Source organism: Mesorhizobium sp. M0166, assembly GCF_040322255.1.
Taxonomy (GTDB): Bacteria; Pseudomonadota; Alphaproteobacteria; order Rhizobiales; family Rhizobiaceae; genus Mesorhizobium.
Genome location: NZ_JAMYTD010000036.1, coordinates 17,616 through 38,025 on the forward strand (window position 1 = coordinate 17,616; position 20,410 = coordinate 38,025).

A 20,410-nucleotide genomic window follows, 5' to 3' on the forward strand; every position below is an offset into this window, starting at 1 on the left:
GGCATGCGCGGCGAAGTTCTTCATTACGACGAAGACCAGGGTTTCGGTTTCATCACCGGAGCGGACGGCAACCGCTACATTTTGGCGCGCGAAGATTTGCGCCGCGAAGCATCGGTTGCCGGAGGCACGACCGTCGAATTCCAGCCGGCTGGCGGACGGGCGCGCAATGTTTTTTCGGTCCGCGCCCAACCTGCCAGTGCGCCCGCCGACGCCTCCCCTGCAGCCGCCGCGCCATCTCAGGCCGGCAATACGCAAGCGGCAGGTCAGCCGCAACATTTCGGCCGTTCCGCTGAAACCGGTCCGGCCGAATCCGCCGGCCTGTGGAACTATTTCTGGCTGGGTCTGACCGAGAATTACTTCAACTTCGCCGGCCGTGCCCGCCGCAAGGAATATTGGGGCTATTGCCTGTTCTGGACGATCGCGCTGCTCGTGGTCATAGGCATCGGTGTCTTTATCGACGACGCCATGGGCAATACCGCTGAACTGCCGGCGGTGACGGTCGGCCTCTCCGGCCTCTTCCTGCTGGCGACAGCCCTGCCGTGGTTCGGGCTCAACGTGCGTCGCCTGCACGATATCGGCCTGACCGGCTGGCTCTTCCTGCTTTTCCTGATCCCGACCTTCGGCACCGTGATCATCCTGATCTTTGCGTTGATCCCGACCCAGCCGCGCGAAAACCAGTGGGGTCCGGTGCCGGCGGGTGTCGGGACTTAGTACCTCCGCGATTGGGTCGCCAGCCGCCACGCCTTCGTCATCCTAGGGCGGAGCGACGCGAAGCGGAGCGCAGACCCTGGGATCCATGCCGCGACATAAGCCGAGGAACGCAGCGGTTCAGAATGGCGCTCATATCCACCACGAAGAAGCACTCGGTCTGGTCGGCCGAGCACTTGCCGCCGGGTAACGGCATGGATCCTGGGGTCTGCGCCGCGTCGCTTCGCTCTTTGCTTCGCCCTAGGATGACGAAGAGGGAGATGTTTCGGCCAATCTCCAAATTTAGGGCTTCCAAGATCGTGTCGAGGAACCAGCCGCGACCGCCTTCAGCGCCTCGCTCGAAAGCCTGAGGAAGACTTTCTGGCCATGCCGCTCGGCGCCGAGTCCGTCGTAGAAGCGCAGCGCACGCTCGTTCCAGTCCTCGGTGGTCAGGTCGATGCGGCCGATGCCAGCGCGCAGGCAATGGCCGGCGAGGAATGCCATCAGCGCTCGACCGACACCGCCATTGCGGGCATCATCGCGTACGAATAGGTCCTTGAGGAACAGCAGCCGTTCGAGATCGATGCCGGGATGCGCAATCGCAACTGAGGCCAGCCCGCAAACTTCACCATCGACCAAGGCGAGCGCAAAATGCGGATAGGCCGGGCTTTCGTCGCCAAGCCATTTCTGCGCCGCCGACAAAGCCTGGCTGGCGTCGAGTGGCGGCTGCCGGTAATGCACCGCCATTTCGCAAAGCATGGCGGCGAGTGCCGCGGCATCCCCGGTCGCCGCCCAGCGGACGTCGACCGCCACAGGATCAGCCCAGGAACTTGGCGATGATCGCGTCGCCCATCTCGGTGGTGCCGACCTCGGTCATCCCCGGCGAATGAATATCCCTGGTGCGCAAGCCCTGGTCGAGCACCGCGGCGATCGCGCCTTCCAGCCGGTCGGCCTCTTCGACCATGCCGAAGGAATAGCGCATGCACATGGCGAAGGAGGCGATCATGGCGATCGGATTGGCGATGCCCTTGCCGGCAATGTCGGGCGCCGAGCCGTGCACCGGCTCGTAGAGCGCCTTGCGCTTTTTTGTCTTCGCATCCGGCGCGCCGAGCGAGGCCGACGGTAGCATGCCGATCGAGCCGGTCAGCATGGCGGCGATGTCGGACAGCATGTCGCCGAACAGATTGTCGGTGACGATGACGTCGAACTGCTTCGGCCAGCGCACCAGCTGCATGCCGCCGGCATCGGCCAACATGTGATCGAGCTTGACGTCGGCATACCTGGCCTTGTGCGTCTGGGTGACGACCTCATTCCACAGCACGCCTGATTTCATCACATTGCGCTTTTCCATCGAGGTGACATGGTTCTTGCGCGTGCGCGCCAATTCGAAGGCAACGCCCGAAATGCGCTCGATCTCGAACGTATCGTAGACTTGGGTGTCGATGCCGCGCTTCTGGCCGTTGCCGAGGTCGATGATCTGCTTCGGCTCGCCGAAATAGACGCCGCCGGTGAGCTCGCGCACGATCAGGATATCGAGCCCCTCGACCACCTCCTGCTTGAGCGAGGAGGACGCCGCCAGCGCCGGGTAGCAAATGGCGGGTCGAAGATTGGCGAACAGTTCCATGTCCTTGCGCAGCCGCAGCAGACCCGCCTCCGGGCGCACCTCGTAAGGCACCGCATCCCATTTCGGCCCGCCGACGGCGCCGAACAGCACCGCGTCCGCGGCCATCGCCTTGGCCATGTCGGCATCGGAGATCGCCGCGCCGTGCGCGTCATAGGCGCAGCCGCCGACCAGCCCGTCGTCGGTGACGAAATCGCTGCCGAACCTGTCGTTCATGGCGGCGATCAATTTCTTCACCTCGGCCATCGCCTCGGGGCCGATGCCGTCGCCGGCAAGCAGGAGAAGATTTTTCGAAGCCATGAGAACCGTCCCGATTGTTTTAGCGCATGAACGCGGCCTTGCTAAACGCCAAGCGGCCGGCGCGCAAGCCTGCGGTTCAGAGCATCGGACCCAAAAGCGGAAACCGGTTTTGGGAAAATCCGGTGCTCAAGACAAATCGCCTACAGATGCGAGAGGATATTGACCAGCCTGCCGAACGGGTCGCGTACGAAGAAGCGCCGCACACCCCAGGGTTCGTCCGCCGGCCCGTATTCGATGACGAAGCCGGTGGCCTTCATCGCTTCCAGCGCCGCATCGACATCGTCGACCTCGATCGACAGGTCAGGCACCGGCGTGCCGGAGCCACCTTGGGCCATGAAGCTGACCTGTACGGTCATTGTTTCTTGCGAGCCGTAGGTCGTAATCCAGCCTTGATCCATCAGCACGTCAAGACCGAGCACATCCTGATAGAAGGGTTTTGCCGCCGCGATATCCTGCGTGTCTATGTTTGCAACGATGCGTCTGACCTTCACCATGGGCCGATCCTCGTTCTAACCGTGTCGTTGTCGCAACCGTGACAGGCATCAGGCTGTGCGCCGCAGCGCCGTCACCTCGATCTCGATCTTCATTTCCGGCTTGTTGAGCTGGCACACGATCATCGTTGCCGCCGGCCGGATCTCGCCAAACGCCTCGCCGAGGATCGGGAACACCACATCCACGAAAGCCGCATCGGTGATATAGTAATGTGCCCGCACCACGTCAGCCATTTCGAAGCCGCCATCTCGCAACGCCTTGGCGATCGTCGCCAGGCAATTGCGCGTTTGTGCCTCGACGGTCTCCGGCATCGACATGGTCGCATAATCGTAGCCGGTCGTTCCGGACACGAAACACCAGTCGCCCTGCACCACGGCGCGCGAATAGCCGGCGGTCTTCTCGAAGGGCGAACCGGTGGAGATCAGTTTTCGCATGGTGTCCTCCTTTTTTCAGCGTGGGCCGTTTGGTGAAAGCGGCGATGACGGCCGATCTCCCCCCAAGTGGGGGAGATGTCCGGCAGGACAGAGGGGGGCGCGAAGGATCGCGGCAGAACGATTTCTAATTCGGCGACCCCAGCGCCTTGTCCAGCGCTTCCTTGACGTCGGCCGGCCATGTACTCACCGCTGGCCACGCGTCCGGCTCGGGCTTGTCGCCGCGCCTGGCGAAATAGAGCTTATGGTTGACCGGGTCGACGGCCATGAAGCCGTCATTGCCGCCGCAATCATGCGGCACGCAGCCGCTGGCAAAGAAGGCGCCCGAGGCGGTTTTCTCGGTGCCGCCGCCGACCAGAAGGCTGGTCGCCATGTCGGGCATGTCCTTGCCGAGCAGCGTCTCGGCTAGTTTGTAGACCGCTTCATTGTGGAAGGCGTCGATGATGTTGTCGTATTTCGACGGATCGACGTCTTTCCAGTCGGTGCCCGGCTCCGGCATGTAGGTCAGATTACCGGACATCGTCAGTCCGTCCGTCGGCGACCATTGCAGCGCCGGCTTGGAATCACCCGGCAGCAGATAGGGCACGAAATAGATGGCGCTGTCGGAGATCGCGGCCGGCGGCGCGCCGCATTCGTCCTGCTCGACCGTGACCGTCTGGATCGTGCCGCCTTCCGGCTTCCACACGATCACCTTGGCCGGACCGCACTGGTTGCCGCCGTCGCCGACATCGACCAGCGCCACCTTGGCGCCGCCGACCTCGACGATCTTGTCGAAGAAGACGTCGTAATTGCGCGCCAGTTCCCTGCCGTCGAAGGCGAGCACGCGTTCCCCGTACTCTTCCTCCTGGGTGATGGTCAGCTGGCCGCCCTCGAACGGGATCGGCGCCTGCTTGTCATCGTCGGCTAGGGCCGCATTGCTCAACGCGCCCTGGTCGGCGGCCGTGCCGGGCGCATCGTCAGCCGGCACGAGCACCGTGTCGGTCTGTGCATGCGCGCCAGCCATCGTCATCAGAATCCACGCCAGCGCGCAGGCGCCGGCAAGAAGCGAACGTGTCATGACTGTCCCTCCGTTCAGCCTCCACGAACCCGGCCTGTCGCGGCCGGGTCATCGTACCGCTCAGGCCCAGGGCCGCAGCTCGGCGTTCTTCTTCTCGAACGAAGCGATGGCGCCGGCCTTCTCCATGGTCAGGCCGATATCGTCGAGGCCGTTCAAGAGGCAGTGGCGCTTGAACTCGTCGAGATCGAACTTGACCACGCCGCCGTCCGGCCCGCGGATTTCCTTGGCCTCGAGATCGACCGACAGCGTCGCGTTGGAACCGCGCGAGGCGTCGTCCATCAGCTTCTCCAGATCTTCCGGGCTGACGGTGATCGGCAAGATGCCGTTCTTGAAGCAGTTGTTGTAGAAAATGTCGGCGAACGAGGTCGAGATGACGCAGCGGATGCCGAAATCGAGCAGCGCCCACGGCGCGTGTTCCCGGCTCGAACCGCAGCCGAAATTGTCGCCGGCGACCAGGACCTGCGCCTTGCGGTAGGCTGGCTTGTTGAGCACGAAGTCCGGGTTTTCCGAACCGTCGTCCTTGTAGCGCATTTCGGCGAACAAGCCGGTGCCGAGCCCGGTGCGCTTGATCGTCTTGAGATAATCCTTGGGGATGATCATGTCGGTGTCGACATTGACGATCGGCATCGGCGCGGCGACACCGGTGAGCTTGGTGAATTTTTCCATGGTTCTTGCCCGTCTTCTTCTCATTGCGGGGAATTGCTGGCGCCCGGTTTACACAATGCCGCGGGCAAATAAAAGACGGCTGTTTTTGGACTTCCGTCGTCGATCGAAAACACAAGATCGGTACAAAACAGCTTCAAAATCACCGGCCCATGGTGCACTTTTATCGACATGACAACGCGATCCAAGGTCCTCTACGCCAGCGAACCGGGCCTCGGCACCGCCGAGTTCCGCCGCGTGCTGGTGGAATCCGGCCTCGGCGAGACACGGCCCGTCGATGATCATGCCCGTTTGAAGGCGATGCTCACGAGTGCCGACCTGGTGCTCACCGCGCGCATCGATGCACCGGGCAAGCCGCTGGTTGGTGTCGCTCGCGGCATCACCGACTTTTCCTGGGTCTGCTATATCTCCGAGCTCGCGGTTTCTGCATCGGCGCAAGGGCTGGGTATCGGCAAGGGCCTGATGGATGAGGCACGCCGGCAACTCGGACCTTCCGTTGCCATCAGCCTGATCTCCATGCCCGACGCCGTCGGCTTCTATAAGCGTATCGGCATGGAGCGCATGCCCAACGCATTCTGGTTCGGCCGCAAGCGCTGAAATCCACTCCCAGCGACCTCAACCCGCGCATTGGCTAGGGTTCTGCCTCTTGACATGCAACCAAATGGTTGCATATTAGAGCCATGAGCATGGATGCCGTCTTTCGCGCCTTGGCCGACCCGACACGCCGGCGATTGCTGGACAGCCTTCATGCCAGGAACGGACAGACGCTGAACGCGCTGTGCGGTGAGATGGACATGACGCGCCAGGCGGTGACCAAGCATCTGGCGATCCTGGAAGAAGCAAACCTCGTCACCACCATCCGCAAGGGACGCGAGAAGCAACATTATCTGAATCCCGTTCCCATCAACGAGATCGCCGAACGCTGGATCGGCAAATTCGAGCGGGGGCGACTGGGCGCCCTCAGCGATTTGAAGAAACGTCTCGAAAGGGAAGACTGATGAGCAACATTTTCGTTTATGTCACCTACATCCGCACTTCGCCCGAAAAACTCTGGCAAGCACTGACCGAGCCGGAGTTCCAGCGGCAATATTTCCTCGGCGCCCAGATGCTGAGCGACTGGAAACAAGGTTCGGCGTGGAAGATGGTTTACACCGACGGCCGCATCACCGACAGCGGCGAGGTGCTCGAGATCGATCCACCCAGGCGCATCGTGCTCAAATGGCGCAACGAGTTCATGCCCGAGGTCAAGGCGGACGGCTACACACGCTGCACCTTCGCCATCGAGCAGGAGGGCGAGATGATGAAACTCGCCGTCACACACGAAGCCGATGGGCCGCACAAGCTGCTCGGCCATGTGGCGAACGGCTGGCCGCTCATCCTGTCCAGTCTGAAGAGCCTGCTCGAAACCGGCAAAGGGCTGTCGCGCCCGGCGTCGAAGGCTTGAAGTCATTTCGGCGGCGAAACGTTTCCGGAGGACAGGTGATGCACGGTTCCGCGGTGCACAGCATGACAAATGGCGAGACCGTGATGGCGAGCGCCGATGTTTGCGCGCCGCCCGAGCGGATCTTTGACGCGCTCGTTACACGCGAGGTCGAGCGCTGGTGGGGCTCCGCCAAGACCTACCGGATGACCGGATGGGCGGCCGACCTCAGCGTCGGCGGCCGCTGGAGCGTCACCGTCGAGACGGCGGCCGGCAGCCACCTGCCCGCCAGCGGTGAATTCCTGGAGATCGAGGAGCCGCGCCGGATCGTGCAGACGCGCAGATACGACTGGGATCATCCGACGCTTGGCCGCCGCGAAACCAAAGTCGCCTGGTTGCTGGAGCCAATCGCCGGCGGCACGCGCGTCACGCCGCAACCGAGCATGCGGAAGGGTGGGGCAGGGTGCTGGGCTGGCTTCAGGCGTATCTTGGTGCGGGCGGCTTGGTGGCGGCTTAATCCACCAAGCAACAGACCTTCGCGCCAGCTTTAAATCACATTCAACTCCCTGAACGCCCGCCCCTCAGCGACACGGCTATACCCGAACGCCGAGCAATCCACCGTGCGATAGCCGCCATGCACCAGAAACTCGGCCAGCGCCTTGCCGACCGCCGGCGCCTGCTGCAGGCCGTGACCGGAAAAACCGTTGGCGAAGAGGAAATTACCGACCTCGGGGTGCGGGCCGATCACCGCGTTCTGGTCGAGTGTGTTGTAGTCGTAATGGCCGACCCAGGCGCGCGTCGGCTTGATCGCCTCGAAGGCTGGAATGCGGGTCGCCAATACCGGCCAGATCACCTCTTCGAACAGCGGCCAGTCGGGGTCGAAGTCGGCGGGATCGGCTGGTCCTTCGCCATCTTCCGGCTCGGCGCCGCCGGTGATGTAGACCGAGCCTTCCGGCCGGACATAGATGCCGCTCGGGTCGACCAGCAGCGGCATGTCGTCATATTTTTCGCGCGCCTCGAAGACGAAGACGTTGCGCTTGCGCGGCTCCACCGGCAGCGCCAGCCCGGCCATTGCCGCCACCTTGCCGGCATTCGGCCCGGCGGCGTTGACGACGGTGCCGGCCCCGAGCCGTTCGCCATTGTCGAGGATCACGCCGGTGACGCGCTCGCCCTGCCGCTCGATACCGGTCACCGACGCCGTGATAAAGTCGATGTTCTTCGTTCGCAGTGCCTTGCGGAACAGCATCAGCATCGCATGCGCGTCGAACCAGCCTTCGCCGCTGCGGCCATAGGCGCCAGCGGAGATGCCCTCGACCGACAGCCACGGAAAGCGGCGGACGAGCGCCTCGGCATCCTCGAGCACGATGTCGGCGCCCTCGGCCATCTGCGCCTCGTGATTGGCCCGCAGGATCGACAGGCTGTTCTCGCCGGCAAGGATGAGATAGCCGCCTTCGCGAAAGCCGATATCGGCGTCCGCGCCAAACTCGTCCTTCAACCGCCGGAATAGTTTCAGCGTGAACTGCGACAGCCGGATGTTTTCCGGGATCGAGAACTGCTGGCGAATGGAGGCGCAGGACAGCGTGGTCGCCGCATGGGAAAATTGCGGGTCGCGCTCGACAAGCGCGATCGAGCCCGAAAATCCTTCCTCGCGCAGATAATAGGCGACCGAGGAGCCGACGATGGCTCCGCCGATGATGACGATGTCGTAATGCACCTTTTCGCCCTTCCGATCTGAACCGCCGAGTCACGCCGCCGGCAGGAGGATCTCGAAGCGCGTGCCGCTCGCCGAGTCAACCAGCCGGATCGTGCCATCATGCGGTTTCAGGAGGGCCAGCACGATGCCGAGGCCGATGCCGGTGCCACCGGAATCGCGGCGCGTGGTGAAGAACGGCTCGAAGATGCGGCCTCGGTTGCTGGGCGAAATGCCGGCGCCGTCATCGTCCACCACAATGGTGGCCTTGCCGTCCGCGCTTGCTGCCGTGACCGAAACCAGCGTCGCGCCGTGCCGCGCCGAATTGTCGATGAGGTTGGCGAGCACGATCGCAGCGTTTTCGGCCGAGATGCGCAGGCCGATCTCGGTGCCCGCCTCGAGGCGCACCGCCAGCCTGTCGTCGGCCGGCAGCAGCGCCAGTGCCGCACCGAGCGACGTGTTTTCGCCGCTCGGCTCGAGATTTTCGGCGCGCGCCAGGTCGAGCAGGCGGCGCACCAGAAGGTTGAGCCGGCCGGCATCGGTGACAATATTGTCCGAAAACCGCTGCCGCTCGGCCTCATCCATCGCGCCGCCCGAATCGCGCAGCAGTTCGGCGGCCCCCTGGATCGCCGTCAGCGGCGATTTGAGCTCGTGCGAGACGTGGGTGGCAAAGGTCTGGATGCCGTCGGAGCGAGCGTGCAGCTTTTCGGCCATGTCGAGGAAAGCAGCGGAGAGCGCAGCCATTTCGCGCGTGCCGTGGTGATCGAGCGGCCTGATCGCCTCGCGGTCGCCGGCGGCGATGCGTTTCGTGCGTTCCATCAGCGCATAAATCGGCCGGCTGACGGTGCGCAGGAAGACCAGCCCGATCAGCAGCGTGCCGCCGATGATGGCGATTGCGGCCAGCGCCACCTTGCCGCGCTCGCCATAGAGATGCTTGACGATGTTGTTCGGCGTCCGCGACAGATAGACGACGCCGGCGATCTTGCCTTCGACGGCAACCGGCATGGCGACGAAGACGCGAACCTTGGTGCCGCGGCTGACCGAATAGAGCGGCGGCGACGGTTGGTCGGGAACCCGCAGCCTGAGCGCGCTGGCGTAGCGGCCGGCAAGCGCTGCGCGAACTTCTTCGACAGCCGCGAGCGACAGGCCGGCCTCTTCACGGCCGGCGATGACCACGCCTCTGGGATCGAGCAGCCGGAAGCCGGCAAGCGTGGTCTTCTGCGTCTCGGCAAGAATGCCCGACAGCCGCGCGCCGATCGCCACGAAGGCAGGATCGACGCTGGCCGCGGTGGCCGCGGGCCGGGTCGGCAGGATCCTGTCCGACGCGAGATCGAGGCGCGGTTCGATCGGCAGGTAGCGAGAAGCCCGATCGCCGGTATCGGGTGGAGGCATGGGTGTGCCGAGCTTTTCCGGGGCAAGGCCGGCCTCACGGACCTCTTGCGCATAGATCGCGGCAAGGGCGGCACCTTGTGCGATCAGCTCGGCCTCGGTCTGGCGGATCAGCTGGTTCTCGTAGAGCCGGAAGAAGAACAGCCCGGCCAGCGGCAACGCCATCACCATGATCAGGATGGCAATGACGACCGTGGCGAGCCGAGGCCGCCATTTGCTGTCAACCCATTTTTGGGCGCTCAACTCCCGCATTTACCCAGCCGGAAGCCGACGCCGTGCACGGTCTCGATTGCATCAAGGCAGCCGACTGCCGCCAGCTTGGCGCGGATGTTGCGGATATGGCTATCGACGGTGCGGTCTGCGACATGGATGTTGGCGGCATAGGCGTTGGCCATCACCATGTCGCGGCCGAGCACATGCGCCGGCCGCGACAGAAATCCTTTCAGGATCGCGAATTCGATCGAGGTCAGCGCCAGTCGCTTGCCGTCGAAGCTGGCTGTATGGCTTGCCGGAACCAGCAACAGTCTGCCATGCGAGAATTGCCGGTCGTCAGCTGGTTCCGGCGCGAGCCGGGCGCGGCGCAGGATGACGTTGACGCGGGCGACCAGCTCGCGCGGGCTGAACGGCTTGGTGACATAATCGTCGCCGCCCATCTCCAGCCCCAGGACGCGGTCGATCTCTTCATCCCGCGCGGACAGGAACAGCACCGGCACATCGGATGTGTGGCGCAGCCGCCGGCACACTTCCAGCCCATCCATTTCCGGCATGCCGATGTCGAGCACGACGAGATCGGGCGCACGGCGTTCGATCGCCTGCAAGGCAGCCGCGCCGTCCGGCACCGCCAGCGTTTTCATGCCGGCCTTTTCCAGTGCGAAGCAGATGATTTCGCGAATGTGCGGATCGTCGTCGGCGACCAGTATGTGGTGCGGCATCAAATCAGCGGCCCGGCATGAAGGGTTCGGACATCGGAGGAACCACAAACGGGCCACGCCTGTCGAGGACGCGGTTGAGCCGCCAGTCACGAAAGCTCCAGCCGCGCCAGTTTTCCTGGCTGGCGCGGAAGCGTGCTTCGTCCTGTGCATACCAGCGGGCGAGTTCGCCGATGGAGGCATCCTCCGTAGAAACCGTCCTGCTCTGGTGCTGGACGAAGCGATCGAGCGCCGGCAAGGCGCCGGGCCCGAGCGAGCGCAGGTACCAAACGTCGAGCTGGGTGCCTTGACCGGTCATTTCGAAGGAATGGTCGACATTGTAGTTGGCGATCAGCGCGGCAAAGTTGATGAACGAGCAGGCATAGAGCGTCGCCGATAGCGTCAGAAGATTGGCGGAAAGCAGCCATTCGTTGGACTTTTCGCGCGCGGTGCGGGCGATGATCAGGACAAGGCCCGCCGCCACCAGCCCCATCCAGACGAAGGCGGCGACACGCCAATAGGTCAGCGCATAAATGCCGACATAGAGATCAAGCCGCAGGATCGACGAGATCACCAGGAGGATGTTCTGCGCCACCCAGACATAAACCAGCCGGCGGATGAGCGGATCGCCGGAGGTCGCACTTCCCGGCCTCAGCGCTGCCAGCACGAAGCCGGCGGCCAATAGGGCCGTGACGATCAGCGGGTAGGCGCCGCGATGCGCGTAGGCGGCATAGGTCAGCCCGTCGGGAAGCGCGATACCGCCCCACAGATAGGTGGCGTCGAGTGCGCTCTGCACCGCGAACAGGACGTTGAAGACGACGAGCGCGCGGAGGATAGCGGCCTTGCCGAAGACGGTGTCTTCGATGGTGGTCCTGGTGGCCGGCGTCGCCGGTACGCTGGCTGGCGACACTTTGCGGCGGCGGAAAAAGCGCGGCAGCCGCGGCCGCAGAAAGGCCCAGATGCCGGCAAGCACGAACAGCCAGAAGGCGAGACGTGGCAGCTGGATGAGGTTAAGCAAAGCGAAGAGATCAATCAGCGAGAACCAGTATTCGATGACCGGATTGGCGGCGCCGAACAGCGCGAGGAACACCGCGCCGAGGCTCAGCGGCATGACCCAGACGGCGATCGTCGCAAGCCGCACGCGCCGCCGGCCAAGCCGCCGCGTCGCCTTGCGCCAGCGGAGGAAATCCAGGACGAGCCGAAATGGCGTTGCAAGCAGGAACAGCGAGAGTTGGCGGGCGACGCGGGCTAGGCCGCGCCGCAACCGTCCGGCCAGTGACAGCGCGAAGATGGCCGTCGCCGCCAGCGCGATAGAGACGGACAGTGCGCTGACATTTTCCACAAGCGGCAGCAGCGCCATAAGCAGCGCAACCGGCTTGAACCAGAACCTGCCATCGTTGAAGACGCTGAGAGGATGGAGAGCCATGCTCGCCGCTGCAATCGCAACGCCGAACAGGAAAAGCGTGATGCCGGCCGGCTGGCCATAGAAGAAAAAATCGGCCAGCGCGACGAGCAGGACGGCAACGCCGAAGCGGCTGCAATAGCTCGGCGCCGCCGAGAGGAATACTGTCATGATCGGGCTTTCTCGGCGGCTTTGATGCGGCCGGTGGGCAGGGATTTGCGGACGAAAGGGAGGAGGGCTGCCAAAGTCTGGGGCGGATCGACGAGCCACCAGCTTTCGCGGCGAAGCCGGTACGGCAGGGACCAACGGGAGTTCGTTTGCTCTTGCATGCCGCCCTTGTCGCATTCTGTCGGGTGGCAAGCGGGGCGGAGACGAGGAGATTTTCCGAAATTGCGTGCAGTTTTTATGCACGGCTTGCCTCGGCCAGCTGCAGGCGGCATAGATCGGAGATGACCACCGAAAGCTATCGCCCGCGCCGCTCGGTGCTTTACGTCCCGGCCTCGAACGACAAGGCGCTGGCAAAAATCCCGTCGCTGGCCTGCGATGCCGTCGTCATCGATCTCGAGGACGCCGTCGCCCCGGTCGACAAGCCTTCCGCGCGTGAAAAGCTGGCGGCGATTTTCGCCGGCCTTTCCAACCGGCGCTGCGAGATGGTCGTGCGCATCAACGCGCTGTCGAGCGAGTGGGGCGGCGCCGACCTGCTGGCCGCGGCAAAATGCACGCCCGACGCCATCTTGCTGCCCAAGGTCGATACGCCGCGCGACATCCTCGAGGCCGGCGACGTGCTCGACGACAATTTTATCCCGGACGAGGTCAAGCTGTGGGCGATGATCGAGACGCCCAAAGCGCTGCTCAACATCGGGCCGATCGCTGAGCTCGGCCGCGACCCGGCCTCTAGACTGGTTTGTTTCGTTGCCGGAACGAATGATCTGGTCAAGGACACAGGCATTCTCGCCACGCCCGACCGGCGCTATCTCGTGCCATGGCTGATGCAGATGGTGCTCGCCGCGCGCGCCGGCGGCCTTGACCTGCTCGATGGCGTCTTCAATGATTTTAGCGATATGGACGGCTTTGCGCGCGAGTGCACGGAAGCGGCCGCCATGGGTTTTGACGGCAAGTCGCTGATCCATCCGGCCCAGATCGAGGCCGCGAACCGCGCCTTTGCACCGTCGCCCGAAGCAATAGCCGAGGCGCGCGCCGTCAAGGATGCCTTCGCGCGCGCTGAAAATACCGGCAAGGCGGTGATCGCGCTGAACGGCAAGATGGTCGAGCGGCTGCATCTGGCGCAGGCCGAAAAACTGCTGGCGAAGGCCGCCGTTGTTCGCGCATGACTAATGGTAACTGACGACAGGATTGAAGAATGAAACTCTACCGCTTTCTGTCCGGCCCGGACGATGCCAGCTTCTGCCACAAGGTGACGGCGGCGCTGAACAAGGGCTGGCACCTGTTCGGCTCGCCGACCTATGCCTATGACAAGGAGGCCAAGACCATGCGCTGCGGTCAGGCGGTGGTGAAGGACATCGAGGGCCAGGAATACGGCCCCGACACCAAGCTCAGCGACTGGTAGGGAGGTTCGCTGAAGCGCTCGTCCTTCGTCATCCTAAGGCGAAGCAGTCGCGAAGCGACGTCGCGGAGTACCCTAGGATGACGAGGAGCGGGGTCGCTCACTCCGCTGCCTCCTCGATCTTCTCCATATCGTCATCCGACAGGCCGAAATGGTGGCCGATCTCGTGGATCAGCACGTGGGTGACGATGTCGCCCAGCGTTTCCTCGTTCTCGGCCCAGTAGTCGAGGATGGCGCGGCGATAGAGCGTGATGCGGTTCGGCCCCTCGCCGGTCTGCGGGTTCCAGCGCTCGGCGATGCCGCGCCCCTCGAACAGGCCGAGCAGGTCGAAGGGCGTTTCCAGCGAAAGGTCGTCCATGATCTCGTCGGTCGGGAATTCGGCGATCTGGATGACGATCTCGCCGGTCAGCTTGCGAAACTCCTCCGGCAGATGGGCATAGGCCTCCAGCGCCAGGAGCTCGATTTCCTCCATCGTTGGCGAAAGCTGGTCGTGCCAGATGCGTGTTTGGTAGATGCGAGCCATGCTTTGTCCTTTGATCCCGGCATATAGGCTTTCGGGCCGGACTCGGCAAATGATCGGACTGGAGGGCCCGTGTCATGCCCCACTACAGGAATAAATTCCCCATGACTCCGCTTGACTCTTCGGGCTGCCTCTGGAATCTATAGGAACATAACAGGAACAATTGTGAGTGGAAGCTGACCGTCATGGCGACAAGCGCCGTGGCGCGGGAGACTGTTTTTGCCCTGCGCCGCCAGATCGCGAAGATCGAAGGGACCTTGCCCGAACGCCTGGAGGCGCCGGCCGGTTCGTCGTTTGACGCGGATGTCCCTCGTCAGAGTCCGGCACCCTCTCGGCATCCGGCACCCGCTCGGAATCTGACCATTGTCCGCCGCGGCCTCGCCGTGGCGCCGCCCGATGCGTTTTTGCGCACCGGCGCCGAGCGCCTCGATGCTGCGCTGAGCGGCGGCCTGCCGAAGGCGGCGCTGAGCGAGTTTCATGGCGCCGCGACCCGCGATGCCGGGGCCGTCGCCGGTTTTGCCTTGTCGCTCGTCAGCCTGATCCTCAGCCAGGGGCCGCGACTGCCGGTGCTGTGGATCGGCACATCCGAGGTTTTCCGTGAGGCCGGCTTTCCCTATGCCAGGGGGCTTCACGCCTTCTTCGGCATCGAGCCGGAGCAATTGCTGTTTTCCGAGGCGCCAAGGCTGCTCGATGCGCTGTGGATCGCCGAGGAGGCTGCCCGGATGACGGCGCTGGCCGCTGTCATCCTCGAAATCCGCGGCAGCCCGCAGCGGCTTGACCTCACCGCGACGCGGCGGCTGCACGCCCGGGCGCAGAGTGCGGGCCGACCGCTGTTCCTGCTGCGCCAGGCCGGCGAGCCCGAGCCGACGGCAGCGCCGGTCCGCCTCGTCCTGTCGCCGGCACCGGCGGCAGCGCGCCAGACGATTGCCGGCCCGCTCGCCGGCTCGATCGGCCGGCCCGCCTTCACCGTCACCATCGGCAAGAGCCGCACTGCCTTGCCCGGAAAATTCACACTGGAGTGGAACCCCGATGAACGCATATTCGAAGAAAGACGGGGCGAGGAAAGAAGGTCTCAGGAATGGACCCCAGAACGGCCAAAGAATCCTGTCCCTGTGGTTTCCGCATCTCGCCGCCGAGAGGATCCTGCGGCAGCGTCTGGGGCGGTCCTGGCGTTCCCGGCCGTCGGATCACCTGCCGCTGGTGGTCAGCCATCGCCAAGGGAACACCCAGCGCATCGCCGCCCTCGACGAGCGGGGCGAGGCGCTTAATCTGAAGCGCGGCATGGGCATAGCCGATGCGCGCGCCATGCATCCCTCGATCGACATCGTGGAGGCCGATCCGGAGGCCGACCGGCGCCTGCTCGAAGGCCTCGCCGACTGGTGCGACCGCTATACCCCGCTGGTGGCGCTCGACGGGACCGACGGCCTCTATCTCGACGTCACCGGCTGCACCCATCTTTTCGGCGGCGAACGCTCGATGCTGGACGATATCCTGTCGCGTTTTTTCCATCAGGGCTTCGATGTCCGCGCCGGGCTTGCCGCCACGCCTGGTGCTGCCTGGGCGGCGGCGCGGTTTGCCGGCGACCGCATCGTTCCCGATGGCGAGGAGGAAGCGCTTCTCGCGCCCTTGCCGCTGGCGGCGCTGCGCATCGGCCCGGAGGTCCGCGCCAGCCTCGAAAGCGTCGGCCTGCGCACGGCGGGCGCCGTCATGGCAGCACCGCGCGCGCCGCTGGCCCGCCGCTTCGGCGCATCGCTGCTCTTGCGCCTCGACCAGGCGCTTGGCCGCCTCGAGGAGGCCGTGTCGCCGCGCCTGCCGGTGGCACCGCTTTCGGTCGAGCGTCACCTTGCCGAACCGATCATGCTGACCGAGGACATCGAGCGGCTGACAGGCATGCTGGCGACCACCTTGAAGAGCGACCTCGAGCGTCGCGGCGAGGGCGCAAGGCGGCTGGCGCTGCTGCTCTTCCGCGTCGATGGCGGCGTCAGCCGCATCGCCGTCGGCACCTCGCGGCCTCTGCGCGAGCCGCGGCTGATCCAGAAATTGTTCCACGAAAGGCTTGCCGCGCTCGAACAGGACATCGACGCCGGCTATGGCTTCGATCTCGTGCGCCTTTCGGTGCTGACTGTCGCCGCCTTCGACATGCAGCAGGCCGACCTTGCCGGCGAGACGAACGACGACGGTGCCGATATCGCGCTTTTTGCCGACCGCATTCGCGCCCGGCTCGGCGAAGGCGCGGTCTTGAAGCCGGTCGCCGTCGAGAGCCATTTGCCGGAGCGCGCCGTCGCCACCCTTCCCTTTACGGAGGCGCCGCAGAGAAGCTCGCCGCCGAAGCAGCCCGACAAGGCGAAGGACGCTCCCTCGACCGTCTTCCAGCCGGAACGGCCGATCCGGCTTTTCCGTTCGCCCGAGCCGATCGAGGTGCCGGCCACCGAAATGCCGGAAGGCCCGCCTTTGAACTTCCGCTGGCGGCGCGCGCTCTACCGGGTCGCGCGCGCTGAAGGGCCGGAGCGCATCGCGCCTGAATGGTGGCGAGGGGCGGCGGGACGAGAAGATGAGCCAACCCGGGATTATTTCCGCATCGAGGATGCCGATGGCCGCCGTTACTGGCTCTATCGCCAGGGCCTCTACGGCGCCTCGCAGCCTTCGCCGCGCTGGTTCATGCATGGGATCTTCGCATGAATGCGCTGACGGCCATCCCCTATGCCGAATTCGGCATCCAGTCGAACTTCTCGTTCTTGCGCGGCGCCTCGAAACCGGAGGAGCTGGTGGTCGCGGCAAAATTCCTGGGGTTTTCGGCGATCGGTCTCGCCGACCGCAACACGGTGGCGGGCGTGGTGCGCGCCTGGCAACAGGCCAAGGTGGAGGGTGTTTCCTATCATCCCGGCTGCCGCCTGGTTTTTTGCGACGGCACGCCGGACATCCTCGCCTATCCGCAAGACCGCAAGGGCTGGGGTCATCTCTGCCGCATGCTGACGCAGGCCAATCTGCGTGACGAAAACGAAAAAGGGGCAACGCTCCTCAAACAGAGCGATCTTCTCGAATGGGGCGATCTCCTGTCGCTGGCCATCCTGCCGGATCTATCGGCGGATGCGGAAACCAGCCTCGCACTGCTTAGCCGGCTCAAGGATCGCTTCGGCGAAAACCTGCGGCTGGCGGTTTCGCCGGATTACCGCGGCAACGACCGCTTCCGGATCGAGCAGGCGGCGGCGATGGCCGAGCTGGCCGGCATCCCGTTGATGGCGACCAACGATGTTCTCTACCATACGGCGGAACGGCGCCCGCTGCAGGACGTGCTGACGGCGATCCGCCTCAATGTGCCCGTCGCCGAGGTGGGGCTGGAGTTGGCGGCCAATGCCGAGCGTCACTTAAAGCCGCCGGTGGAGATGGCACGGCTTTTCCGCAGGCATCCGCAAGCGCTGGCGGAAACGCTGCGTTTTGCCGGCGAGCTGACCTTCTCGCTCAGTGACCTGCAATACAATTATCCCGACGAGCCGACGGAATCGGGTCTCGGGCCGCAGGCCGAGCTGGAAAGGCTGGCCAAGGAGGGAGCCGCCATCCGCTACCCCTCGGGCGTACCCGCTTTTGTGACGCAGCGCATCGAGGAGGAACTCGCTCTGATCGAACGCCTGAACTACGCGCGCTATTTCCTGACCGTCCACGACATCGTCAAATTCGCCCGCAGCCAGAACATTCTCTGCCAGGGGCGCGGCTCCGCCGCCAACTCGATCGTCTGCTTCTGCATTGGCATCACCGAAGTCGGCCCGGACAAGATCGACACGCTTTTCGAGCGCTTCATTTCCGAGGAAAGAAACGAACCGCCCGACATCGACGTCGATTTCGAGCATGAAAAGCGCGAGGAGGTCATCCAGTACATCTATTCCAAATACAGCACCAAGCGTACCGCGCTGGCCGCCGCCGTCGTCAGCTACCGGGGCCGCTCGGCGATGCGCGAAGTGGCCAAGGCGATGGGCCTGTCGGACGACGTCCGGGGCGCACTGTCCAGCTCGATCTGGGGCTGGTCGACCTCGGAGCTCGGCGAAAAGGAGACAAAGGCCGGCGGCCTCGATCAGACCGATCCATCGACAAGTCATGTGATCGAATGCGCCAACGAGATCATGGGCTTTCCCCGTCATTTGTCGCAGCATGTCGGTGGTTTCGTCATCACCAGGGACCGGCTCGACGAGATCGTGCCCATCGTCAAGACGGCGATGGACGAGCGCAAGATGGTCGAGTGGGACAAGGACGACCTCGACGCGGTGAAAATCCTTAAAGTGGACGTACTGGCGCTCGGCATGCTGACCTGCCTGCAGCGCGCCTTCACCCTGCTCCGGGAGCATTATCCGCAAGCGCGGGACGCGTACGGCCGGCCCTATGTGTTGGCCACTCTGCCGGCCGAGGACAAACATGTCTACGACATGATCTGCCGCGCCGATACGATCGGCGTCTTCCAGATCGAATCGCGCGCGCAGATGTCGATGCTGCCGCGGCTCAAGCCGAAAAGCTTCTACGACCTCGTCATCGAGGTGGCGATCGTGCGGCCCGGCCCCATCCAGGGCGACATGGTCCACCCCTATCTGCGCCGGCGGCAAGGCAAGGAAAAACCCGAATATCCCAAGCCGGAACTGGAAAAAATACTCGGCAGGACGCTGGGCGTGCCGCTGTTCCAGGAGCAGGCGATGAAGATCGCCATCGTCGCCGGCGGCTTCAGGCCGGGCGAGGCCGATGAACTGCGCCGCGCCATGGCGACGTTCAAGCGCACCGGCACGATCGGCAATTACCGCAAGAGAATGGTCGACGGCATGGTCGCCAAGGGCTACGAAAAAGACTTCGCCGAGCGCTGCTTCAAGCAGATCGAGGGTTTTGGCGAATACGGCTTTCCCGAAAGCCACGCCGCCTCCTTCGCCCTGCTGGTCTATGCCTCCTGCTGGTTCAAGACCTTCTATCCCGACGTGTTCTGCGCCGCGATCCTGAATTCCCAGCCAATGGGGTTTTACCAGCCGGCCCAGCTTGTCCGCGACGCGCATGACCACGGCGTCGAGATCCGCGAGGTCGACGTCAATTTTTCCGGCTGGGACTGCGCCTTGGAGCAATCGCCTTTCGATCCGGATCGTATCCTTGACCGCCATGCCCAGATGCGCGGCGTCATCCGGACCAGCCATGCCGTCCGGCTTGGCTTTCGCCAGGTCAAGGGCCTGTCGAAGGAGCGCATGGAAGCGTTTGTGTCGAGGCGCGGCGCCGGCTATGCATCCGTGCGCGACGTCTGGCTGCGCTCGGGCCTCAACGTCGACGAGATCGAAAAACTGGCGCAGGCCGACGCTTTCCGCTCGCTTGGATTGAACCGGCGCGACGCTCTATGGGCGGTCCGCGCGCTCGACGGCAAGAGTGCCGCCGAAAAGCTGCCGCTGTTCGACCAGCCGGCGATCCGCTTGCGCGATCTCGAGCCAGAGACCAGGCTCCCGACAATGCCGCTCGGCGAGCACGTCGTCCACGATTACCGCTCGCTCGGCCTGTCGCTGAAGGCGCACCCGGTCGCCTTCCTGCGTCAAAGGCTGGATCGGTCCGGCGTTACGCCCAATGCGCGCCTCGGCCAGGTGCGGGACGGCCGGCGCGTTTCGGTCGCCGGCCTTGTCCTGGTGCGGCAGCGGCCGGGCAATGGCAAGGCGATTTTCCTGACGCTGGAGGACGAGAATGCGGTCGCCAACATCATTTTCTGGGAAAGGACCTTCAACCGCTTCCGCCCCATCGTCATGGGCGCGCGTCTCATCCGCGTCACCGGCAAACTGCAATCGGAATCGGACGTCATCCATATCGTCGCCGAGAAGGTCGAGGATCTGACGCCGTGGCTGTCGGTTCTGCTGGAAGAGGCAAAGCCTGCGGACAGACTGTCGAGCCGTGCAGACGAGGTTCGGCCCGATAGCATCGCGCAAACGGAATTATTGGGAAAGGCAGAGAAGGTCATGCCCAAAGGGCGCAATTTTCAATAGAGGCGCGAAAGATCGCAACGGAGCGGTTCTGAACCGCAGCACTCAGGGCGTTCCACCCAGGCGCGGCGGCGGCGGCATGGCATCGTCTATGGTGATGACACGCGCCTCCGATGGCAGCATGATCGGAATGCCGTCCCGCACCGGATAGGCAAGCTTTGCCACCCGCGAGATAAGCTCGCCGCGCTCCGGATCCCAGGCAAGCGGCCCCTTGGTCAGCGGGCAGGCCAAGAGTTCCAGCAGCTTGGGGTCGACAGTCCTGTTCCCGTCACGTCCATCCGCCAT

22 protein-coding genes are annotated in these 20,410 nt (G+C 64.2%); 10 read left to right on the top strand and 12 right to left on the bottom strand.

Annotated elements, in window-relative coordinates; all coding sequences use genetic code 11:
• Positions 1-3 precede the first annotated feature (3 nt).
• A complete protein-coding gene (locus NKJ46_RS27255) occupies positions 4-711 on the top strand; it encodes a DUF805 domain-containing protein (RefSeq protein WP_352669040.1) in 708 nt (235 codons plus the stop codon).
• A gap of 279 nt (positions 712-990) precedes the next feature.
• Here the strand turns inward: NKJ46_RS27255 and NKJ46_RS27260 are convergent, their stop codons facing one another.
• The 6 genes from NKJ46_RS27260 to leuD form a co-directional block, all read right to left on the bottom strand.
• The gene (locus NKJ46_RS27260; RefSeq protein ID WP_352669042.1) at positions 991-1,500 is read right to left on the bottom strand and encodes a GNAT family N-acetyltransferase; all 510 of its coding nucleotides are present in this window, start codon (positions 1,498-1,500) and stop codon (positions 991-993) included.
• A 4-nt stretch (positions 1,501-1,504) separates the two neighbouring features.
• The gene (gene leuB, locus NKJ46_RS27265) at positions 1,505-2,608 is read right to left on the bottom strand and encodes a 3-isopropylmalate dehydrogenase (RefSeq protein WP_352669045.1); all 1,104 of its coding nucleotides are present in this window, start codon (positions 2,606-2,608) and stop codon (positions 1,505-1,507) included.
• 140 nt (positions 2,609-2,748) lie between these two features.
• The gene (locus NKJ46_RS27270) at positions 2,749-3,099 is read right to left on the bottom strand and encodes a VOC family protein (RefSeq protein WP_352669121.1); all 351 of its coding nucleotides are present in this window, start codon (positions 3,097-3,099) and stop codon (positions 2,749-2,751) included.
• A gap of 51 nt (positions 3,100-3,150) precedes the next feature.
• Positions 3,151-3,534, bottom strand: coding sequence for a RidA family protein (locus tag NKJ46_RS27275; protein ID WP_352669047.1), 384 nt, complete (start codon positions 3,532-3,534; stop codon positions 3,151-3,153).
• Between the two features lie 124 nt (positions 3,535-3,658).
• Positions 3,659-4,588: an Ivy family c-type lysozyme inhibitor gene (locus tag NKJ46_RS27280; RefSeq protein ID WP_352669048.1), complete on the bottom strand. Its 930-nt coding sequence runs from the start codon at positions 4,586-4,588 to the stop codon at positions 3,659-3,661.
• A gap of 60 nt (positions 4,589-4,648) precedes the next feature.
• Complete coding sequence (gene leuD, locus NKJ46_RS27285; RefSeq protein WP_352669051.1) at positions 4,649-5,254, bottom strand: 3-isopropylmalate dehydratase small subunit; 606 nt, start codon at positions 5,252-5,254, stop codon at positions 4,649-4,651.
• A 168-nt stretch (positions 5,255-5,422) separates the two neighbouring features.
• Here leuD and NKJ46_RS27290 point away from each other — a divergent pair, with 168 nt between their 5' ends.
• The 4 genes from NKJ46_RS27290 to NKJ46_RS27305 all read left to right on the top strand — a co-directional run bounded on the left by NKJ46_RS27290 (position 5,423) and on the right by NKJ46_RS27305 (position 7,222).
• Positions 5,423-5,848, top strand: a complete 426-nt coding sequence (locus NKJ46_RS27290; protein WP_352669053.1) for a GNAT family N-acetyltransferase — start codon at positions 5,423-5,425, stop codon at positions 5,846-5,848.
• 89 nt (positions 5,849-5,937) lie between these two features.
• A complete protein-coding gene (locus tag NKJ46_RS27295) occupies positions 5,938-6,249 on the top strand; it encodes an ArsR/SmtB family transcription factor (protein WP_031213186.1) in 312 nt (103 codons plus the stop codon).
• A complete protein-coding gene (locus tag NKJ46_RS27300; RefSeq protein WP_352669055.1) occupies positions 6,249-6,695 on the top strand; it encodes an SRPBCC family protein in 447 nt (148 codons plus the stop codon). Before NKJ46_RS27295 ends, NKJ46_RS27300 begins: the two co-directional genes overlap by 1 nt.
• Positions 6,696-6,733: 38 nt before the next feature.
• Positions 6,734-7,222, top strand: a complete 489-nt coding sequence (locus tag NKJ46_RS27305) for an SRPBCC family protein (RefSeq protein WP_352669058.1) — start codon at positions 6,734-6,736, stop codon at positions 7,220-7,222.
• Here the strand turns inward: NKJ46_RS27305 and NKJ46_RS27310 are convergent.
• Genes NKJ46_RS27310 through NKJ46_RS27325 form a run of 4 tightly spaced genes read right to left on the bottom strand, consistent with a single transcriptional unit; the run spans position 7,219 to position 12,231 of the window.
• Entirely contained in the window at positions 7,219-8,385 is a 1,167-nt protein-coding gene (locus tag NKJ46_RS27310) for an NAD(P)/FAD-dependent oxidoreductase (RefSeq protein WP_352669060.1), read from the bottom strand. The genes NKJ46_RS27305 and NKJ46_RS27310 overlap by 4 nt on opposite strands.
• Before the next feature lie 30 nt (positions 8,386-8,415).
• Entirely contained in the window at positions 8,416-10,002 is a 1,587-nt protein-coding gene (locus tag NKJ46_RS27315) for an ATP-binding protein (RefSeq protein WP_352669062.1), read from the bottom strand.
• A complete protein-coding gene (locus NKJ46_RS27320) occupies positions 9,990-10,682 on the bottom strand; it encodes a response regulator transcription factor (protein ID WP_352669064.1) in 693 nt (230 codons plus the stop codon). Before NKJ46_RS27320 ends, NKJ46_RS27315 begins: the two co-directional genes overlap by 13 nt.
• Positions 10,683-10,686: 4 nt before the next feature.
• Complete coding sequence (locus tag NKJ46_RS27325) at positions 10,687-12,231, bottom strand: DUF4153 domain-containing protein (RefSeq protein WP_352669067.1); 1,545 nt, start codon at positions 12,229-12,231, stop codon at positions 10,687-10,689.
• Positions 12,232-12,509: 278 nt separating this feature from the next.
• Here NKJ46_RS27325 and NKJ46_RS27330 point away from each other — a divergent pair, with 278 nt between their 5' ends.
• Both NKJ46_RS27330 and NKJ46_RS27335 read left to right on the top strand, forming a co-directional pair.
• Positions 12,510-13,391 (top strand): HpcH/HpaI aldolase/citrate lyase family protein, encoded by an 882-nt coding sequence (locus tag NKJ46_RS27330; RefSeq protein WP_352669069.1) that lies wholly within the window; start codon positions 12,510-12,512, stop codon positions 13,389-13,391.
• A gap of 29 nt (positions 13,392-13,420) precedes the next feature.
• Positions 13,421-13,627: a DUF1737 domain-containing protein gene (locus NKJ46_RS27335; RefSeq protein ID WP_352458330.1), complete on the top strand. Its 207-nt coding sequence runs from the start codon at positions 13,421-13,423 to the stop codon at positions 13,625-13,627.
• A gap of 97 nt (positions 13,628-13,724) precedes the next feature.
• Here the strand turns inward: NKJ46_RS27335 and NKJ46_RS27340 are convergent, their stop codons facing one another.
• Positions 13,725-14,147, bottom strand: coding sequence for a metallopeptidase family protein (locus tag NKJ46_RS27340; protein WP_023721935.1), 423 nt, complete (start codon positions 14,145-14,147; stop codon positions 13,725-13,727).
• Between the two features lie 182 nt (positions 14,148-14,329).
• On the opposite strand from NKJ46_RS27340, the gene NKJ46_RS27345 reads away from it, so the two are divergent.
• Genes NKJ46_RS27345 through NKJ46_RS27355 form a run of 3 tightly spaced genes read left to right on the top strand, consistent with a single transcriptional unit; the run spans position 14,330 to position 20,128 of the window.
• Positions 14,330-15,412 (top strand): ImuA family protein, encoded by a 1,083-nt coding sequence (locus NKJ46_RS27345; RefSeq protein ID WP_352669072.1) that lies wholly within the window; start codon positions 14,330-14,332, stop codon positions 15,410-15,412.
• On the top strand, positions 15,345-16,823 hold the full coding sequence (locus tag NKJ46_RS27350; RefSeq protein ID WP_352669074.1) for a DUF6504 family protein: 1,479 nt from the start codon (positions 15,345-15,347) through the stop codon (positions 16,821-16,823). The genes NKJ46_RS27345 and NKJ46_RS27350 overlap by 68 nt, the downstream gene beginning before the upstream one ends.
• Positions 16,820-20,128 carry an error-prone DNA polymerase gene (locus NKJ46_RS27355; RefSeq protein WP_352669077.1) on the top strand — a complete coding sequence of 1,103 codons (3,309 nt, stop codon included), beginning with the start codon at positions 16,820-16,822 and terminating at the stop codon, positions 20,126-20,128. The genes NKJ46_RS27350 and NKJ46_RS27355 overlap by 4 nt, the downstream gene beginning before the upstream one ends.
• Positions 20,129-20,170: 42 nt before the next feature.
• On the opposite strand, the gene NKJ46_RS27360 is transcribed toward NKJ46_RS27355, so the two are convergent.
• Positions 20,171-20,410, bottom strand: coding sequence for a Trm112 family protein (locus NKJ46_RS27360; protein WP_023675986.1), 240 nt, complete (start codon positions 20,408-20,410; stop codon positions 20,171-20,173).

Coding starts and splice junctions, on each gene's coding strand:
- NKJ46_RS27320 (WP_352669064.1), bottom strand. CDS start 10,682: ATGCCGCACCACATACTGGTCGCCGACGACGATCCGCACATTCGCGAA.
- NKJ46_RS27305 (WP_352669058.1), top strand. CDS start 6,734: ATGCACGGTTCCGCGGTGCACAGCATGACAAATGGCGAGACCGTGATG.
- NKJ46_RS27255 (WP_352669040.1), top strand. CDS start 4: ATGCGCGGCGAAGTTCTTCATTACGACGAAGACCAGGGTTTCGGTTTC.
- NKJ46_RS27280 (WP_352669048.1), bottom strand. CDS start 4,588: ATGACACGTTCGCTTCTTGCCGGCGCCTGCGCGCTGGCGTGGATTCTG.
- NKJ46_RS27315 (WP_352669062.1), bottom strand. CDS start 10,002: ATGCGGGAGTTGAGCGCCCAAAAATGGGTTGACAGCAAATGGCGGCCT.
- NKJ46_RS27300 (WP_352669055.1), top strand. CDS start 6,249: ATGAGCAACATTTTCGTTTATGTCACCTACATCCGCACTTCGCCCGAA.
- NKJ46_RS27360 (WP_023675986.1), bottom strand. CDS start 20,410: ATGGCGGATGGACGTGACGGGAACAGGACTGTCGACCCCAAGCTGCTG.
- leuB (WP_352669045.1), bottom strand. CDS start 2,608: ATGGCTTCGAAAAATCTTCTCCTGCTTGCCGGCGACGGCATCGGCCCC.
- NKJ46_RS27290 (WP_352669053.1), top strand. CDS start 5,423: ATGACAACGCGATCCAAGGTCCTCTACGCCAGCGAACCGGGCCTCGGC.
- NKJ46_RS27325 (WP_352669067.1), bottom strand. CDS start 12,231: ATGACAGTATTCCTCTCGGCGGCGCCGAGCTATTGCAGCCGCTTCGGC.
- NKJ46_RS27340 (WP_023721935.1), bottom strand. CDS start 14,147: ATGGCTCGCATCTACCAAACACGCATCTGGCACGACCAGCTTTCGCCA.
- NKJ46_RS27355 (WP_352669077.1), top strand. CDS start 16,820: ATGAATGCGCTGACGGCCATCCCCTATGCCGAATTCGGCATCCAGTCG.
- NKJ46_RS27345 (WP_352669072.1), top strand. CDS start 14,330: ATGGCGACAAGCGCCGTGGCGCGGGAGACTGTTTTTGCCCTGCGCCGC.
- NKJ46_RS27330 (WP_352669069.1), top strand. CDS start 12,510: ATGACCACCGAAAGCTATCGCCCGCGCCGCTCGGTGCTTTACGTCCCG.
- NKJ46_RS27275 (WP_352669047.1), bottom strand. CDS start 3,534: ATGCGAAAACTGATCTCCACCGGTTCGCCCTTCGAGAAGACCGCCGGC.
- leuD (WP_352669051.1), bottom strand. CDS start 5,254: ATGGAAAAATTCACCAAGCTCACCGGTGTCGCCGCGCCGATGCCGATC.
- NKJ46_RS27335 (WP_352458330.1), top strand. CDS start 13,421: ATGAAACTCTACCGCTTTCTGTCCGGCCCGGACGATGCCAGCTTCTGC.
- NKJ46_RS27295 (WP_031213186.1), top strand. CDS start 5,938: ATGGATGCCGTCTTTCGCGCCTTGGCCGACCCGACACGCCGGCGATTG.